General features: G+C 71.3%; 18 protein-coding genes. 12 read left to right on the top strand and 6 right to left on the bottom strand.

From position 1 onward, the window contains the following. The first annotated feature begins 33 nt into the window (after positions 1–33). Together ispF and ACYVJ3_RS05185 are read left to right on the top strand one after the other, a co-directional pair. Entirely contained in the window at positions 34–540 is a 507-nt protein-coding gene (gene ispF / locus ACYVJ3_RS05190) for a 2-C-methyl-D-erythritol 2,4-cyclodiphosphate synthase (protein ID WP_460851450.1), read from the top strand. Then, a complete protein-coding gene (locus ACYVJ3_RS05185) occupies positions 541–1,218 on the top strand; it encodes an IspD/TarI family cytidylyltransferase (protein WP_460851449.1) in 678 nt (225 codons plus the stop codon). On the opposite strand, the gene ACYVJ3_RS05180 is transcribed toward ACYVJ3_RS05185, so the two are convergent. Together ACYVJ3_RS05180 and ACYVJ3_RS05175 are read right to left on the bottom strand one after the other, a co-directional pair. Continuing rightward, entirely contained in the window at positions 1,172–1,768 is a 597-nt protein-coding gene (locus ACYVJ3_RS05180) for a 2-C-methyl-D-erythritol 4-phosphate cytidylyltransferase (RefSeq protein WP_460851448.1), read from the bottom strand. The genes ACYVJ3_RS05185 and ACYVJ3_RS05180 overlap by 47 nt on opposite strands. 2 nt (positions 1,769–1,770) lie before the next feature. Further along, the gene (locus tag ACYVJ3_RS05175) at positions 1,771–2,256 is read right to left on the bottom strand and encodes a CarD family transcriptional regulator (protein ID WP_460851447.1); all 486 of its coding nucleotides are present in this window, start codon (positions 2,254–2,256) and stop codon (positions 1,771–1,773) included. A gap of 153 nt (positions 2,257–2,409) precedes the next feature. Here ACYVJ3_RS05175 and ACYVJ3_RS05170 point away from each other — a divergent pair, with 153 nt between their 5' ends. From ACYVJ3_RS05170 to ACYVJ3_RS05160, 3 genes are all read left to right on the top strand, one after another. After that, on the top strand, positions 2,410–3,213 hold the full coding sequence (locus ACYVJ3_RS05170; protein WP_460851446.1) for a UbiA family prenyltransferase: 804 nt from the start codon (positions 2,410–2,412) through the stop codon (positions 3,211–3,213). Positions 3,214–3,275: 62 nt separating this feature from the next. After that, positions 3,276–3,935, top strand: coding sequence for a hypothetical protein (locus ACYVJ3_RS05165; RefSeq protein ID WP_460851445.1), 660 nt, complete (start codon positions 3,276–3,278; stop codon positions 3,933–3,935). Then, the gene (locus tag ACYVJ3_RS05160; RefSeq protein ID WP_460851444.1) at positions 3,932–4,669 is read left to right on the top strand and encodes a phosphoglyceromutase; all 738 of its coding nucleotides are present in this window, start codon (positions 3,932–3,934) and stop codon (positions 4,667–4,669) included. The genes ACYVJ3_RS05165 and ACYVJ3_RS05160 overlap by 4 nt, the downstream gene beginning before the upstream one ends. A gap of 18 nt (positions 4,670–4,687) precedes the next feature. Here ACYVJ3_RS05160 and phoU read toward each other — a convergent pair whose 3' ends face one another. Next, positions 4,688–5,329 (bottom strand): phosphate signaling complex protein PhoU, encoded by a 642-nt coding sequence (phoU, locus tag ACYVJ3_RS05155; RefSeq protein ID WP_460851443.1) that lies wholly within the window; start codon positions 5,327–5,329, stop codon positions 4,688–4,690. A 123-nt stretch (positions 5,330–5,452) separates the two neighbouring features. Here phoU and ACYVJ3_RS05150 point away from each other — a divergent pair, with 123 nt between their 5' ends. From ACYVJ3_RS05150 to ACYVJ3_RS05125, 6 genes are all read left to right on the top strand, one after another. Then, positions 5,453–6,592, top strand: coding sequence for a sensor histidine kinase (locus ACYVJ3_RS05150; RefSeq protein ID WP_460851442.1), 1,140 nt, complete (start codon positions 5,453–5,455; stop codon positions 6,590–6,592). Then, positions 6,589–7,266: a response regulator gene (locus tag ACYVJ3_RS05145; RefSeq protein WP_460851441.1), complete on the top strand. Its 678-nt coding sequence runs from the start codon at positions 6,589–6,591 to the stop codon at positions 7,264–7,266. The genes ACYVJ3_RS05150 and ACYVJ3_RS05145 overlap by 4 nt, the downstream gene beginning before the upstream one ends. A gap of 38 nt (positions 7,267–7,304) precedes the next feature. Then, entirely contained in the window at positions 7,305–8,915 is a 1,611-nt protein-coding gene (locus tag ACYVJ3_RS05140) for an AMP-binding protein (protein WP_460851440.1), read from the top strand. Positions 8,916–8,982: 67 nt separating this feature from the next. After that, the gene (locus tag ACYVJ3_RS05135; RefSeq protein ID WP_460851439.1) at positions 8,983–9,900 is read left to right on the top strand and encodes a DMT family transporter; all 918 of its coding nucleotides are present in this window, start codon (positions 8,983–8,985) and stop codon (positions 9,898–9,900) included. 44 nt (positions 9,901–9,944) lie between these two features. Next, the gene (locus tag ACYVJ3_RS05130) at positions 9,945–10,364 is read left to right on the top strand and encodes a YciI family protein (protein WP_460851438.1); all 420 of its coding nucleotides are present in this window, start codon (positions 9,945–9,947) and stop codon (positions 10,362–10,364) included. Further along, the gene (locus ACYVJ3_RS05125) at positions 10,364–11,503 is read left to right on the top strand and encodes an RNA polymerase sigma factor (protein WP_460851437.1); all 1,140 of its coding nucleotides are present in this window, start codon (positions 10,364–10,366) and stop codon (positions 11,501–11,503) included. The genes ACYVJ3_RS05130 and ACYVJ3_RS05125 overlap by 1 nt, the downstream gene beginning before the upstream one ends. A 1-nt stretch (position 11,504) precedes the next feature. On the opposite strand, the gene ACYVJ3_RS05120 is transcribed toward ACYVJ3_RS05125, so the two are convergent. Then, positions 11,505–12,008, bottom strand: a complete 504-nt coding sequence (locus tag ACYVJ3_RS05120; RefSeq protein ID WP_460851436.1) for a type III secretion system chaperone family protein — start codon at positions 12,006–12,008, stop codon at positions 11,505–11,507. Continuing rightward, on the bottom strand, positions 12,005–13,267 hold the full coding sequence (gene mshA / locus ACYVJ3_RS05115; protein WP_460851435.1) for a D-inositol-3-phosphate glycosyltransferase: 1,263 nt from the start codon (positions 13,265–13,267) through the stop codon (positions 12,005–12,007). Before mshA ends, ACYVJ3_RS05120 begins: the two co-directional genes overlap by 4 nt. A gap of 94 nt (positions 13,268–13,361) precedes the next feature. Between mshA and ACYVJ3_RS05110 the strand changes: the two genes are divergently transcribed. After that, complete coding sequence (locus tag ACYVJ3_RS05110; RefSeq protein ID WP_460851710.1) at positions 13,362–14,096, top strand: SDR family NAD(P)-dependent oxidoreductase; 735 nt, start codon at positions 13,362–13,364, stop codon at positions 14,094–14,096. On the opposite strand, the gene ACYVJ3_RS05105 is transcribed toward ACYVJ3_RS05110, so the two are convergent. Further along, positions 14,093–14,782: an aspartate/glutamate racemase family protein gene (locus ACYVJ3_RS05105; RefSeq protein ID WP_460851434.1), complete on the bottom strand. Its 690-nt coding sequence runs from the start codon at positions 14,780–14,782 to the stop codon at positions 14,093–14,095. The two genes, ACYVJ3_RS05110 and ACYVJ3_RS05105, sit on opposite strands and share 4 nt — an antisense overlap. Between the last annotated feature and the right edge of the window lies 1 nt (position 14,783).

Below are 14,783 nucleotides of genomic sequence, written 5' to 3'. Positions count from 1 at the left end.
TTGGCGCACAACCGTCTGGTGCATGATCGATATGTGACTGCGAACCCTCCGACGCCTGTCATCCGGGTCGGCATCGGCACCGACGTCCACCGCCTCGTCCTGCGTGCCGGGGGCGACCCCGTGCTCGCCCTGGCTGGCCTGACCTGGCCCGAGGAGGACGTGCGCCTGGAGGGTCACTCCGACGCCGACGTGGCCGCGCACGCCATCTGCGACGCCCTGCTCTCGGCGGCGGGTCTCGGCGACCTGGGCAGCAACTTCGGTACGTCGGAGCCCGAGTGGTCCGGCGCCGCCGGGACCGCCCTGCTCGAGGAGACGGTCCGGCGCGTCCACGCCGCGGGCTTCGCCATCGGCAACGTCGCGGTCCAGGTGATCGGCAACCGACCGCGCATCGGCACCCGCCGCGACGAGGCGATCAAGGTGCTCTCCGACGTGGTGGGCGCCCCGGTCTCGCTGAGCGCGACCACGACCGACGGCCTCGGCCTGACCGGTCGGGGCGAGGGCGTCGCCGCCATCGCGAACGCCCTCGTGATCGGCGGCTGAGTGGGCGCCGCGGTCGCCGTCCTCGCGGCGGGCTCCGGCACCCGCGTCGGCGCGGATCGCAACAAGATCCTGCTGCCCCTCGACGGCCGGCCGGTCCTGGCCTGGTCCGTGCTCGCGGCGCTGGAGGCCCAGGAGGTGACCACCGTGATCGTCGTCTGCCGGCCCGGCGAGGAGGCGGCGATCGGCGCAGCGCTCACCCCCGAGCTGGGAGCGCACGAAGTCCTCCTCACCACGGGCGGCAGCACCCGCCACGCCAGCGAGCAGGCGGCCCTGAACGCCCTGGAAGCGCGGATCAGGACCGGAGGGATCGACGTCGTCGCCATCCACGACGGCGCCCGTCCGCTCGCCACGTCGGAGCTCTTCGACGAGGTGATCCGCACGGCACGCGCGCACGGCGGCGCCGTACCGACGGTCGACCTGCCTGGGCTCTCGCCACGGACGGCCGGCCTGGTCGGCGTACAGACTCCACAGGCGTTCCGGGCGCCGGACCTGCTCGATGCCTACTCGCGAGCCGCAGCGGACGGCTTCGAGGGCACCGACACGGCGGCCACCGTCGAGAGGTACGCCGACCTCGCGATCCACGCCGTCCCGACGGGACCCGAGAACCTCAAGGTGACCTACGCCGAGGACCTCAGCGCGGCAGCAGCCCTGCTGACGGGTCGTCGTCGGGGCGTGTGAGCGCCTCCAGGACGCGTACGTCGGCCTCCGAGCCGATGCGTCGCGCGGCGGCGGGAGCCTCCAGCAGCTGGACCGGGTAGCGCTCGCGCAGCAGGGCCAGGAGCTCGACGAGGTCGGTGGTCGGCAGCTCCTCGAGGTCGGCGACGACCTCGGCCGGCAGCACGACGGGGCTGCACGCGGCGACGAGCGAGTCCCGGTCGACGGTCCCACCGAGCACCCCGTCGGCAACGGTCTTGACGGTGTCGGTCACCGGACGGACGCCCACGACGACCGCATCCGTCTCCAGCGACCGCTCCACGCAGGCGGCGAGGAAGGACGGCGGCGTCATCGGGCAGAGCGGGTCGTGCAGCACCAGCGGCTCGTCGCGCTCGGCGACCACCTCCAGCGGCACGGTGGCGTCGATCAGCTCGATCCCGGCCTCACCGGCCGCCCACGCGGCGGCGGCGACCAGCGACTCGCCGTGGATCAGGAGAAATGGCAACGTCCCGCGGTCGGCGTCGAGGATGACGCCGGAAGCCGCGGGACGCTGCTCTTCGAACCAGTTGTCCAAGGTCAGGACGCGAGGACCTCGTCGAGGATGGTCTCGGCCTTGTCCTCGTTGGTGTTCTCGCACAGGGCCAGCTCGGAGACGAGGATCTGGCGCGCCTTGGCCAGCATCCGCTTCTCGCCGGCCGACAGGCCACGGTCACGCTCGCGGCGCCACAGGTCGCGGACGACCTCGGCCACCTTCATGACGTCGCCGCTGTGCAGCTTCTCGAGGTTCGCCTTGTAGCGACGCGACCAGTTGGTCGGCTCCTCGACGTGCTCGGCACGCAGGACACCGAAGACCTTGTCCAGGCCCTCCTTGTCCACGACGTCGCGCACGCCGACCAGATCGAGGTTGTCTGCGGGAACCCGCACGACCAGATCCTGCTGCGCCACGATGCGGAGCACGAGGTACTGGCGCTCCACTCCCTTGATGGTCCGCATCTCGATGTTCTCGATGACGGCAGCCCCGTGATTCGGATAAACGACCGTTTCGCCGACGGTGAAAGACATATGTGTGAAACCCCTTCCTAGGCCTCAATCTTACCACGGCACCGCGGGACCTCCGAAAGCGTTTGTGCAGGTCAGCAAGGCAATCGAGGGCTTGACACACGCGAATGGCTGTGTATCTCAGGTCACAGACCAGCCGATGACATACTGCTCCGCATGGCGAACGACGACCTCGGGACCGACCCGGAGGACCTGCTCGAGGACGACGACCTCCCCATCGACGAGAACCCCGTGGTGGAGAAGCCGCGACGCGGCGTACGCGGCTCCCTCGTCCTGAGCCTGGCCCAGGCGGCCCACCCCAAGCAGGCCGTCACGACCGCCCTGGTCCTCGCCGCCGTGGCGATGATCGCCGGCCGCTCGGCCCGCGAGGTGGGCGTGGTCCTGGTGACCGTCCTGGTCGGCTCGGCCATCCTCGGCTGGCACAACGACCTGACCGACCGCGAGCGGGACACGAAGCACCAGACGCCCGGCAAGCCGCTGGCCGACGGTCGCCTCGAGCCCGGCGCCGTCTGGTACGCCATCGTCGTCGCCGCGCTGGTCCTCGTTCCGCTCGCCGTCACCACCGGCATCACCGCGGGCTGCCTCTACCTCGCCTCGATCGCGGTCGGCATGCTCGGCAACGTCATGCTCCGCACCGGCCTGCTCTCCTGGTGGTCGTGGGCGGTCTCGTTCGCGCTGCTCCCCTGCTACCTGTCGTACGGCGGATGGGGCGGCCGTGCGCTCGGGCCGGCGCCCGAGACGGCGATGGTCGTGCTCGCCGCCCTGCTCGGCATCGGCGTCCACTTCCTCCGCTCGGTCTGGGGCCTGGTGGCCGACCACGAGGACGGCTGGCGCACCCTGCCGCTGCGCCTGGCGATGAAGGTCGGCGCCAACCGGCTGCTGATGATCTCGGCGGTCTACCTGGTCGTGATCGTGGTGCTGTTGCTCATCTTCGCCGCCCAGGTCGGCCTGTCGCGCTGATCGACCGCTAGAGTGTGGCCGCCCGTATCACCCGTGTGACCACACAGCGGAGGCCCGTCCGAATGCTCCACCGTCGCTCGTCCGCGATCGCTGCGCCCGTTCTCGGCGTACTGCTCGCCGCGTCCATGTCCGCCTGTGGGTTCCACTACCCCACCGACCGCGTGAACACCATCAGCGCCGGTGTGAACAACCGCGACGCCTCCGTCGACGCGCTCGGCATCCGCGTCCTGGCCTCCGCGCCGGACCAGGGCCGCCTCATCGGTGCGCTCTCCAACCAGGAGAACAGCGACGCCTCGCTGTCCGCCGTCTCCGGCGACGGCCTGAAGGTCGCGGCGTTCAAGCCCGTCCAGGTCGCCCCGATGGCCGGCATCAACCTGGCCACCGACGTCAGCGACCCGATCGAGGTCTCCGGCACCTTCATGCCGGGCACGACGCTGACCAACGTCCAGCTGACCTTCACCCGTGGCGGCAAGACCGAGACCATCGAGATGGACGTCCCGGTCGTCAAGCCGTGCCACTTCTACACGGCCGTCCCGACCCCGAGCGCGGCTGCGTCGACCAGCGCGCCGGCCAAGGCCGCCAAGGGTGCCAAGGCCGCGACCGCCACGACCACGCCGTCCGAGGTGACCGGGTCGGCCACCCCGATGGCCTCGTCCTCCGAGTCCGGCAGCGCCGCCTTCGACTGCGAGGACCCCTCGCCGTCCCAGGCCCCGGCCGAATGACCTACACGCTGGTCCTGCTCCGCCACGGCGAGAGCGAGTGGAACGCGCTCAACCTCTCCACCGGCTGGGTCGACGTACCTCTCACCGAGAAGGGCTTCGGCGAGGCCGTCAACGGCGGCCAGCTGCTGGCCGACGCCGGCGTGCTGCCCGACGTCGTCCACACGAGCCTGCTCCGGCGCGCCATCACCACGGCCGCGGTCGCCCTCGACAAGGCCGAGCGCCACTGGATCCCGGTCAAGCGCGACTGGCGCCTCAACGAGCGCCACTACGGCGCGCTGCAGGGCAAGAACAAGAAGGACACCCTGCAGAAGTTCGGCGAGGAGCAGTTCCAGCTGTGGCGTCGCTCGTACGACGTCCCGCCGCCGCCGCTCGACGACAGCGACGAGTTCTCGCAGGCCGGTGACCCGCGCTACGCCGACATCGAGGTGCCGCGGACCGAGTGCCTCAAGGACGTCGTGGCCCGCCTGGTCCCCTACTGGGAAGAGGCGATCGTGCCCGACCTCCGGGCCGGCAGGACCGTCCTCGTCACCGCCCACGGCAACTCGCTGCGGGCGCTGGTCAAGCACCTCGACGGCATCTCCGACGAGGACATCGCGGCGCTGAACATCCCGACGGCCCAGCCGCTGGTCTACCGCCTCGACGAGGACCTCAAGCCGCTCGTCGCAGGTGGCGAGTACCTCGACCCCGAGGCTGCCGCCGCAGCAGCTGCCGCGGTCGCCAACCAGGGCAAGTAGCCCGCGCGGCCCCGCTGATCAGGGGGTGTGACCGGTGACGACGAAGACGACCCGGTTCGCCACCGACACGGCGTGGTCGGCGATGCGCTCGTAGTAGCGACCCAGCAGCGCGAGGTCGACCGCCGGCTCGACGCCGTGCGACCACGAGTCGCCGAGCAGCTCGATGAAGCTCTGGCGGCGCAGCTGGTCCATCTCCTCGTCGGCACGGCCGAGCGCGATGGCGGCCTCGACGTCGCGCGTGGTGATGATGGCGCCGACGCGGCGGACCATGTCGAGGGCGACCTCGGCCATCCGCTCGGTCGTCGGGCGTGCCTCGTCGGGGACGGCCACGGCCGGCACCCGCAGGCGCGCGATCTTGGCGACGTGGACCGAGAGGTCGCCCATCCGCTCCAGCTCGCTGACCATCCGCAGCGCGGCGACGACCAGGCGCAGGTCGCCGGCGACCGGCTGCTGCCGGGCAAGGATGTCGAACGCCTCCTCCTCGATCCGGTCCCGCATCCGGTCGATCTCGGCGTCGTCGGAGATGACCTTCTCGGCGACCCGGGGATCGGCCGTGAGCAGCGCGGTCGTGGCGTCCTTGACGGCCACCTCGACCGCTCGGCACATCAGGGCCAGGTCGTTGAAGGTGGTCTCGAGCTCGTCGATGAAGGCGTTGCGCATGAGCGCCGAGCCTAGGGGCGCCAGGTGTCCAGATCGGCGGCTCCGGTGAACCACAGATGAACAGCTGATACGTCGGGTCCGGGGATTCGCGGCGCCGACCTCGGCGCGCCGTACGATCCAAGCGTGAGTACGACGACGCAGACGGCTCTCGCCGCTGTTCTCGGCGCACTCGTCACGTTCAGCGCCATGCTTGCCTGGCACCTCAGTGATCGCCAGCAGCGCCGCTACCTGCCGCCCGTCGAGCCGCTCGTGCCGCCCGGCGTCGCCGACGTCCTCTCGGTCCTGCGCAGCAGCGCGGTCCTCGTCGACGAGCGCGACGCGGTGGTCAAGGCCAGCGCGCCGGCGTACGCCATGGGGCTGGTCAGCGGGACCCAGCTCCAGTTCGGCGTGCTCGCCGACCTGATCGGGGAGGTACGCCGGGACGGGCAGATCCGCGAGACCGAGCTGCTCGTTCCGCGGCGCAGCGGGCCGGACCGGCACGTGACCGCCCGCGTGGCGCCGCTCGGGTCGCGCCTGGTGCTGGCGCTGGTCGAGGACCGGACCCGCGAGCGCCAGGTCGAGGCGATCCGCCGCGACTTCGTCGCCAACGTCAGCCACGAGCTGAAGACCCCCGTCGGGGCGATCCGGCTGCTGGCCGAGGCCGTGCAGGACGCGACCGACGATCCCGACGCGGTGCGGAACTTCGCCCACCGGATGATCAACGAGGGCGATCGACTCTCCCGGCTGATCCAGCAGATCATCGAGCTGTCGCGGCTACAGGGCGACGATCCGGTCGACTCCCCCGAGACCGTCTCGATCGACGAGGTCATCGCCTCGGCCGTCGACGCGAGCACGACCAACGCCGGCGGCAAGGACATCGAGCTGATCGCCGAGGGCGAGCACGGCCTCAAGGTCCTGGGCCGCGAGAAGCTGGTCGTCGCCGCGATCTCCAACCTGGTCGCCAACGCGGTGGCCTACTCCGACCCGGGCTCGCGCGTCGTGGTGACCCGCCAGTCCGTCGCCGACGGCGTCGAGATCTCCGTGATCGACCAGGGCATCGGCATCCCCGAGGACGAGGTCAAGCGGATCTTCGAGCGCTTCTACCGCGTCGACCCGGCGCGACACCGTTCGACCGGTGGCACCGGCCTCGGCCTCTCCATCGTCAAGCACGTCGCCGCCACCCACGGTGGAGACGTGCGAGTGTGGTCCGCGCCGGGGCACGGATCCACCTTCACCCTGACCCTTCCGCAGCACACCCCCGAGGACAGTGAGGATCGACCGTGACCCGAGTGCTCGTAGTCGAGGACGAGGAGAGCTACAGCGAGGCTCTCTCCTACCTTCTCCGGAAGGAGGGCTTCGAGGTCGCCGTCGCCGCCGACGGCAACGCCGCGCTGACCGAGTTCGACCGCAACGGCGCCGACATCGTGCTGCTGGACCTCATGCTGCCCGGCATCCCCGGCACCGAGGTCTGCCGCACCATCCGCCAGACGTCCAACGTCCCGGTGATCATGGTCAGCGCCAAGGACGACGAGGTCGACAAGGTGGTCGGCCTCGAGCTCGGCGCCGACGACTACGTCACCAAGCCCTACTCCCCGCGCGAGCTGGTGGCCCGGATCCGCGCGGTCCTGCGCCGCGGCCAGGACCCGGAGCTGCTGCCCGACACGCTCGAGGCGGGCCCGGTCCGGATGGACGTCGAGCGCCACGTGGTCACCGTCGACGGCACCGAGCAGCGCCTGCCGCTCAAGGAGTTCGAGCTCCTGGAGATGTTCCTGCGCAACCCCGGACGGGTGCTCACCCGCGGTCAGCTCATCGACCGCGTGTGGGGGTCGGACTACGTCGGCGACACCAAGACCCTCGACGTACACGTCAAGCGCCTGCGCGCCAAGCTCGAGCCCGAGCCGTCCGAGCCGCGCTACCTGATCACCGTTCGCGGCCTGGGCTACAAGCTCGACGTGTGACCCTTCCGCGCGGGGCCGGTGACTGACACCATCCCGTCATGGACCTCGACGTCGGCACGCTCTGCGAGGCCTTCCAGCACACCGCCACCCGGCGCGCCGACCGCGTCGCGCTCCGCACGCCGGGCGGCACGGTGGCCCTCACCTGGAGCGAGTACGCCGAGCAGGTACGCCGGCTCGCGGCCGGGCTCGCTGCGAGGGGCGTCCGTCGCGGCGACAGCGTCGCGCTGATGCTGCTCAACCGACCCGAGGCTGCGCTCGTCGACTGTGCAGCGCTGCACCTCGGCGCGATCCCGTTCAGCGTCTACAACACCTCCTCGCCCGAGCAGGTCGCCTACCTCTTCGGCGACGCCGGCAACCGGGTCGTCGTCACCCAGCAGGCGTTCCTCGACACAGTCCGCGGCTCGGGCGTCGCGCTCGACACGGTGGTCAGCGTCGACGGCGGGGAGGGAACGATCAGCCTCGAGGACCTCGCGGCCGCCGGCGACCCGGACTTCGACTTCGACGCCACGTGGCGGGCGGTCGGTCCCGACGACGTGCTGACCCTGATCTACACCTCCGGGACGACGGGCCCGCCGAAGGGCGTGGAGATCACCCACCGCAGCATGCTGGCGCAGCTGCGCGGGACGCTTGCGGTCTGCCCGGTGACCTCCGAGGACCGCTCCACGTCCTACCTCCCGATGGCCCATGTCGCGGACCGCTGGGCGTCGTACTACACCGCCATCGCGACCGGCTTCACCGTCACCTACGTCGACAACCCGCAGGACATCATCGGGGCGCTCGCCGACGCCAAGCCGACGGTCTGGGGCGGGGTCCCCCGCATCTGGGAGAAGATCAAGGCCGGGCTGGAGGCCAAGGGCATCACCGACCCGGCCGCCCTGCCGGCCGAGACCAGGGCCGGGGTCCTGGCGCTGCTCGGGCTCGACGAGGTCCGCTGGGCCGTGTCGGGCGCCGCGCCCGTCGCGCGCGAGGTGCTGCAGTTCTTCACCGACCTGGGCCTGCCGATCAGCGAGCTGTGGGGCATGTCGGAGATCTCCTGCTGCGGCACGATCAACCCGCGCGACGACATCCGGATCGGCACCGTCGGCAAGGCGATCCCCGGCGTCGAGCTCTCGCTCGCCGAGGACGGCGAGCTGCTCATCCGCGGCGAGCTGCTGATGAAGGGCTACCGCAACCAGCCGGCCAAGACCGCCGAGGCGATCGACGCCAACGGCTGGCTGCACACCGGCGACATCGCCACGATCGACGAGGACGGCTACGTCACCATCGTCGACCGCAAGAAGGAGCTGATCATCAACGCGGCCGGCAAGAACATGTCGCCGGCCAACATCGAGCAGGCGCTCAAGAGCGCGCACCCGCTGATCGGCCAGGCCGTGGTCATCGGCAACGCGCGGCCCTACAACGTGGCACTGCTGGTGCTCGATCCCGATGTCGCGCCGACCTATCCGGCCGAGTCGATCGCCGCCGAAGTCGCGAGCGCCGTCGAGCAGGCCAACGCCCGGCTCTCCCGCGTCGAGCAGATCAAGAAGTACGACCTGCTCCCGGACGAGTGGCTCCCCGGCGGCGACGAGCTCACCCCGACCATGAAGCTCAAGCGCAAGCCGATCGCCGAGAAGTACGCCGACGCGATCGAGGCGTTGTACGCCGGCTGACCGGATGTCGCGCAGCGATGTCCGTTATCCGCGCGACGGTGTCGGCGCCGACCTCTAGCGTGAAGCCGTGAGCCGGACCCAGGCGCTGCCACTGGCAGCGGTGACGACGACGTTGGTGCTCTGGGCGTCGGCGTTCGTCGGGATCAGGGCGCTCGGCGACACGGTCCCCGCGGGTCCGCTGTCCCTCGCCCGACTGACCATCATGGCCGTGGCGCTCGGCCTGCTGCTGGCCAGGCGCGGGAACCTCCAGGTCCCGAGCCGACGCGAGTGGCCGCTGGTGCTCGCGGGCGGCCTCGGCTGGTTCACGATCTACAACCTCGCGCTCAACACCGCCGAGCAGCGCATCGACGCCGGAACGGCCGCGCTCGTGGTGCAGGTCGGACCGATCGTGGTGGCGCTGCTGGCGACCGTGTTCCTCGACGAGCGGCTGACCCGGTGGATCATCGTCGGGATGCTCGTCGGCTTCGGCGGCGTCGCGCTGATCGCGCGGGCCTCGGGCAACAGCCGCGGTGACCTGCTCGGCGTCGCGCTGGCGCTGGTGGCGGCGCTGGGCTTCGCGGTCGGCGTGCTCACCCAGAAGCGGCTGCTGGGGCGGATGAAGGCCCTCGACCTGACGTTCTGGTACACCGCCGTCGGCGCCATCGGCTGCCTGCCCTGGGTTGCCCAGACCGTCCACACCGCCGGCCACCTCACCGCGCAGGACGCCGCCTGGATCGGCTACCTCGGCATCTTCCCCTCGGCGGTCGGCTTCGTGCTGTGGGCGTTCGCCCTCTCGCACGCCGACGCCGGTCGGTTCAGCCAGTCGACCTTCCTGGTCCCGTTCCTGACGGCGCTGATGGCGTGGGCCTTCCTCGACGAGGTGCCTCCGGCCCTGGCGTTCGTGGGTGGCGCGCTCTGCATCGGTGGTGTGCTGATCAGCCGCCGCAGCGGCGTACGCAAAGAGCTGGTGGCCGATGTCGAGGATCCGTTGCCGGCTCCGTCCTAGGGTCAGAAGGCGGCACCGGCCGCCTCGGACCTGAGGAGAACACGATGGCCAAGTACCTGTTGCTCAAGCACTACCGTCGCGACCACGACATCGCCGCCGAGCCGCTCGCGTCGATGGACACCTGGACGCCCGCGGAGATCGAGGCGCACATCAGCTTCATGCACCGGGTCGCCGACGACCTGCGCGAGCGCGGCGAGTTCGTCGGTGCCGAGGCGGTGGCGCCCGAGGGCACCTTCGTCCGGTACGACGGCGAGGGCCGGCCGCCCGTGACCGACGGTCCCTTCCCGGAGACCAAGGAGCTCGTCGCGGGCTGGATGATCATCGACGTCGACTCGCAGGAGCGGGCGTACGAGGCGGCGGCGTACCTCTCCTCGGCCCCCGGCCCCGGCGGTCGGCCGATCAAGGAATGGATCGAGGTGCGGCCGTTCATGACGGCTGACGAGGTCCTCCCGGACTGCCACTGATGGAGCAGCTGCTTCGGGACCTGTCGCCGCAGGTCCTCGGTGTCCTGGTCCGCCGCGGAGGAGACTTCGCGGCGGCCGAGGACGCCGTCCAGGAGGCCCTCCTCGAGGCCGTACGCCGGTGGCCCGGCCAGCAGCCCGACGACCCCAAGGCGTGGCTGATCCGGGTGGCGCAGAACAAGCTGATCGACGCACAGCGCTCGGAGACCGCACGTCGCGCGCGTGAGCGGAAGGTCAAGCTGGAGCCGGCGCAAGGGCCCACCGAGCACGCCGACGACACGCTCCTGCTGCTGAGCCGCTGCTGCCACCCGGCCCTGACACCGGCCTCCGCGATCGCGCTCACGCTGCGCGCGGTCGGCGGCCTGACGACGGCCCAGATCGCGCGTGCGTTCCTGGTGCCCGAGAGCACGATGGCGCAGCGCATCTCCCGCGCGAAGCGAACCGTCGACGGCCAGCGGTTCGACCGGCCGGGCGACATCGCGGCGGTGCTCAAGGTGCTCTACCTGATCTTCAACGAGGGCTTCACCGGCGAGGTCGACCTCGCCGAGGAGGCCATCCGGCTCACCCGTCAGCTGGTCGCCGCGACCGACGACCCCGAGGTCGACGGGCTGTTGGCGCTGATGCTGCTCCACCACGCTCGCCGGGCCGCCCGGCACACCCCGACCGGCGCGATCGTCCCGCTCACCCGCCAGGACCGGACCCGGTGGGACACGGCGATGATCCAGGAGGGCGTCGACGTCCTGCAGGGCGCGTTGGCGAGGGAGGCGCTCGGCCCCTACCAGGCACAGGCGGCGATCGCGGCCCTCCACGACGACGCCCCGAGCCACGACGAGACCGACTGGCCGCAGGTCCTCGAGTGGTACGACGAGCTGGCGCGGATCGACCCCAGTCCCCTGGTCGCCCTCAACCGGACGGTCGCGCTCGCGGAGGTGGACGGGCCTCTGCTGGCGCTCAAGGAGCTGGCGAGGATCGACCCCGAGATCCCCCGTCACGACGCGGTTGCGGCGTACCTCCACGCGAAGGCCGGCGACCTGGCCCGGGCAGCGGACCTCTACGCCCGAGCAGCCAGCAGGGCGACGAGCACCACGGAGCGCGACCACCTCACCATGGAGGCGGCGCGTCTCACCCACCGTGACCTCTAGGTCACTCTGAGTGAGACGACTCCGGGTCGAGCCACCCGCGGAAGGCCTCGAGGTTGGCGGTGGACTCGCCACGCAGCTTGCGCCACTCCCACTCCTTGCGGATGGAGGTGGCGAAGCCGAGCTCGAGGATCGAGTTGAAGGACTCGTCGGCGTAGGTCAGCACCGATCCGACCAGACGGTCGAGGTCCGCGGGATTCACCGCCGACAGCGGAAGCCGCGCGTCGAGGTAGATGTCGCCGTGGTGGTCGAGCCCGAACGCGACGGCGTACATCTTGAGGTTGCGCTCGAGCAGCCAGCGGTAGACGCGCTCGAACTCCTCGTCGGGCCGGCGGCAGACGAACGCGTGCACGCCGAGGGCGTGCGGACCGATGTCGACGCGGACCGGCGTCTGCAGCTTGCGCTCGCCGGGGAGCGCGAACGAGAAGACGCCGGCGGGCTCCTCGTCGTACTCGATCTCGTTGGCCTTGAGGTAGTCACGGACGACCTCGATCGCTTCGGCGCTCACGCCACGACCTCCTCGCGCATCAGCTCGCGGGCCCGGCGGTAGACGTCCAGCGTCTGCGTGGCCGTGGCCTCCCAGGTGAACTCCTCGGCCTGGACCGAGGCGCCCGCGGCAAGCCTGGCACGGTACGCCGGGTCGCCGGCCACGCGCTCCAGGGCATGGGACCAGGCGACCGGGTCGTGGGTGTCGAGCAGCAGGCCGGAGCGGCCGTCGGCGACGACGGTGGTCAGGCCGCCGACCGCGGCCGCGACGACGGGCGTGCCGCAGGCCTGCGCCTCGGCGGCGACCAGGCCGAAGGACTCGTTGTAGGAAGGTACGGCGACCAGGGTCGCGGCGGCGTACCAGCCGGCGAGGTCGGCCTGGGAGACCGGCGGCACGAAGCGCACGACGTCGGCGATGGCGAGCTCGGCGGCCAGCTCGGCCAGCTCGGAGGGCCGGTCGAGACCGGACCCGGACGGCCCACCGACGACCGGGACGACCAGCCGGGACCGGAGATCCGGGCGCCGGTCGAGAAGGGCGGCGACAGCGCGCAGCAGCACGTCAGGAGCCTTGAGCGGCTGGATCCGCCCGGCGAACAGGAGGACCAGCGCATCCGCAGGGATCCCGCGAGCGGAGCGGGCCGCCGCCGCGGAGGTGGGCCGGAACACGGACGTGTCGACGCCCGGGTGCACGACCTCGACCCGGCCGGCCTCGGCGTCGTACAGGTTGATCAGCTGCTTGGCCTCGAGGTCGGTGTTGGCCAGCAGCACATCGGCGGCGGCGACGACCTGCTCCTCGCCGATCACGCGGGCCGCGGGCTCGGGGGTGTCGCCGAGCGCGAGCGCCTCGTTCTTGACCTTGGCCATCGTGTGCATCGAGTGGACCAGCGGCACGCCCCAGCGGTCGCGGGCCAGGAGCCCCACCTGGCCCGAGAGCCAGTAGTGCGAGTGCACGACGTCGTAGTGGCCCAGCGGATGCGCGGCCTCGGCGCGCAGCACCTCACGGGCGAAGGTGCAGAGCTGACCTGGGAGCTCGTTCTTGGAGAGTCCCTCGAACGGCCCGGCGTGCACGTGGTGCACGGTCAGCCCGTCGCCGACGACGACCCGGGGAGAGAGCGAGGACCGCGTCGCGCGCGTGAAGATGTCGACCTCGACGCCCATCCGCGCCAGGCGCCGGGCCACCTCGACGACGTACACGTTCATGCCGCCGGCGTCGCCGGTGCCGGGCTGGTCGAGCGGCGAGGTGTGCAGGCTGATCATCGCCACACGGCGGATCTCGCTCATGCACACCTCCAGACGGCGGGCCGGGACCGGCCCGATTCGGTCAACCACCGTGTACCCGACGGCATTCCCGGGATGCCAGACTCGGGCCATGAGCATGGGTCTGGCGGTCGTCACGGGTGCGTCGAGCGGGATCGGGGCGGCCACCGCGCGCCGCCTGGCGGCGGAGGGGTACGACGTCCTGTGCACCGCTCGTCGCGCCGACCGGATCGAGGCGCTGGCCGCGGAGATCGGCGGCCGCGCGGTCGTCTGCAACGTGACCTCGGAGGAGGACGTCGCGGCCCTGGCGCAGGCCGCGGGCGAGAAGGTCAGCGTGCTGGTCAACAACGCCGGCGGCGCCTTCGGCTCCGCCCCGGTCGCGGCGGCGAGCAGCGAGGACTGGCGCAAGATGTACGACGTCAACGTGGTCGGCCTGATGCAGGTGACCCGTGCGCTGCTGCCGGCCCTGATCGCCAGCGGCAACGGGTTGATCGTCAACATCGGCTCGACGGCCGGCCGCGTGGCCTACGAGAACGGTGCGGGCTACAACGCCGCCAAGTTCGGCGTACGCGCCGTCACCAACGCGCTGCGCCTGGAGCTCTGCGGCGAGCCGGTCCGGATCAGCGAGGTCGCGCCCGGCATGGTCCACACCGAGGAGTTCGCGCTGGTGCGGTTCGGCGGCGACCAGGCCAAGGCCGATGCGGTGTACGCCGGCGTGCCCGGACCCCTCGTCGCCGAGGACGTCGCCGACGCCATCGGCTGGATCGCGACCCGGCCGGCCCACGTCAACATCGACGAGCTGGTCATCAAGCCGCGCGCCCAGGCGGCCCAGCACAAGGTGTTCCGGGGTTAGGCGAGCGCCCGGTCGAGCGCCGCGGCGACGTGCAGCGAGGTGCACGGGAAGACCGGGATCTCGGAGTCGGCCTGCTTGACCAGCAGCTCGAGCTCGGAGCAGCCGAGGATGACGCCACCGGCTCCGGCGTCCCAGACCTCCTCGATCATCGAGACGACGGTCCGGCGGGAGGAGTCGAGCACCTTCCCGTGCACCAGCTCGTCGTAGATGATCCGGTTGAGCTCGTCGAAGTGCTCCTCGGCGGGCGTCGAGACGACCAGTCCGTGGGACGCGATCCGGTCGGTGAAGAAGGTGCGCGACATCGCGAACTTGGTGCCGAGCAGCGCAACGGCCTCCACGCCCTCGGCCTTGGCGGCCTCGGCGACGACGTCACCGAGATGCAGCAGCGGCAGGGCGACGGCGTCCTGGACCTGCTCGGCGACGCGGTGGAAGGTCGTGGTGCACATCAGCAGGAAGTCGGCACCGGCGCGCTCGACCGACTGGGCGGCCCCGGCCAGGATCGACGCCACGCCGTCCCAGTCCTCGGCCTCCTGGAGCGCGGTGACGCGGGCGAAGTCGACCGACGCCATCACCGTCTGCGCCGAGCTGAGACCTCCCAGGCGCTCCTCCACCCCACGGTTGAGCAGCTCGTAGTAGGCCGCGCTGCTCTCCCAGGACATCCCGCCGATGAGGCCGATGGTCTGCATC

It is taken from the genome of Nocardioides montaniterrae (genome assembly GCF_054782655.1).
Note: the sequence above shows the minus strand (reverse complement) of the source record. Positions and strands in the feature narration are given on the sequence as shown.

What these genes read in the sequence shown, in the direction of transcription:
- ACYVJ3_RS05175 (WP_460851447.1), bottom strand. Translation starts at nt 2,256, where the DNA reads ATGTCTTTCACCGTCGGCGAAACGGTCGTTTATCCGAATCACGGGGCT.
- ACYVJ3_RS05105 (WP_460851434.1), bottom strand. Translation starts at nt 14,782, where the DNA reads ATGCAGACCATCGGCCTCATCGGCGGGATGTCCTGGGAGAGCAGCGCG.
- phoU (WP_460851443.1), bottom strand. Translation starts at nt 5,329, where the DNA reads ATGCGCAACGCCTTCATCGACGAGCTCGAGACCACCTTCAACGACCTG.
- ACYVJ3_RS05170 (WP_460851446.1), top strand. Translation starts at nt 2,410, where the DNA reads ATGGCGAACGACGACCTCGGGACCGACCCGGAGGACCTGCTCGAGGAC.
- ACYVJ3_RS05125 (WP_460851437.1), top strand. Translation starts at nt 10,364, where the DNA reads ATGGAGCAGCTGCTTCGGGACCTGTCGCCGCAGGTCCTCGGTGTCCTG.
- mshA (WP_460851435.1), bottom strand. Translation starts at nt 13,267, where the DNA reads ATGAGCGAGATCCGCCGTGTGGCGATGATCAGCCTGCACACCTCGCCG.
- ACYVJ3_RS05165 (WP_460851445.1), top strand. Translation starts at nt 3,276, where the DNA reads ATGCTCCACCGTCGCTCGTCCGCGATCGCTGCGCCCGTTCTCGGCGTA.
- ACYVJ3_RS05130 (WP_460851438.1), top strand. Translation starts at nt 9,945, where the DNA reads ATGGCCAAGTACCTGTTGCTCAAGCACTACCGTCGCGACCACGACATC.
- ACYVJ3_RS05140 (WP_460851440.1), top strand. Translation starts at nt 7,305, where the DNA reads ATGGACCTCGACGTCGGCACGCTCTGCGAGGCCTTCCAGCACACCGCC.
- ACYVJ3_RS05160 (WP_460851444.1), top strand. Translation starts at nt 3,932, where the DNA reads ATGACCTACACGCTGGTCCTGCTCCGCCACGGCGAGAGCGAGTGGAAC.
- ACYVJ3_RS05110 (WP_460851710.1), top strand. Translation starts at nt 13,362, where the DNA reads ATGGGTCTGGCGGTCGTCACGGGTGCGTCGAGCGGGATCGGGGCGGCC.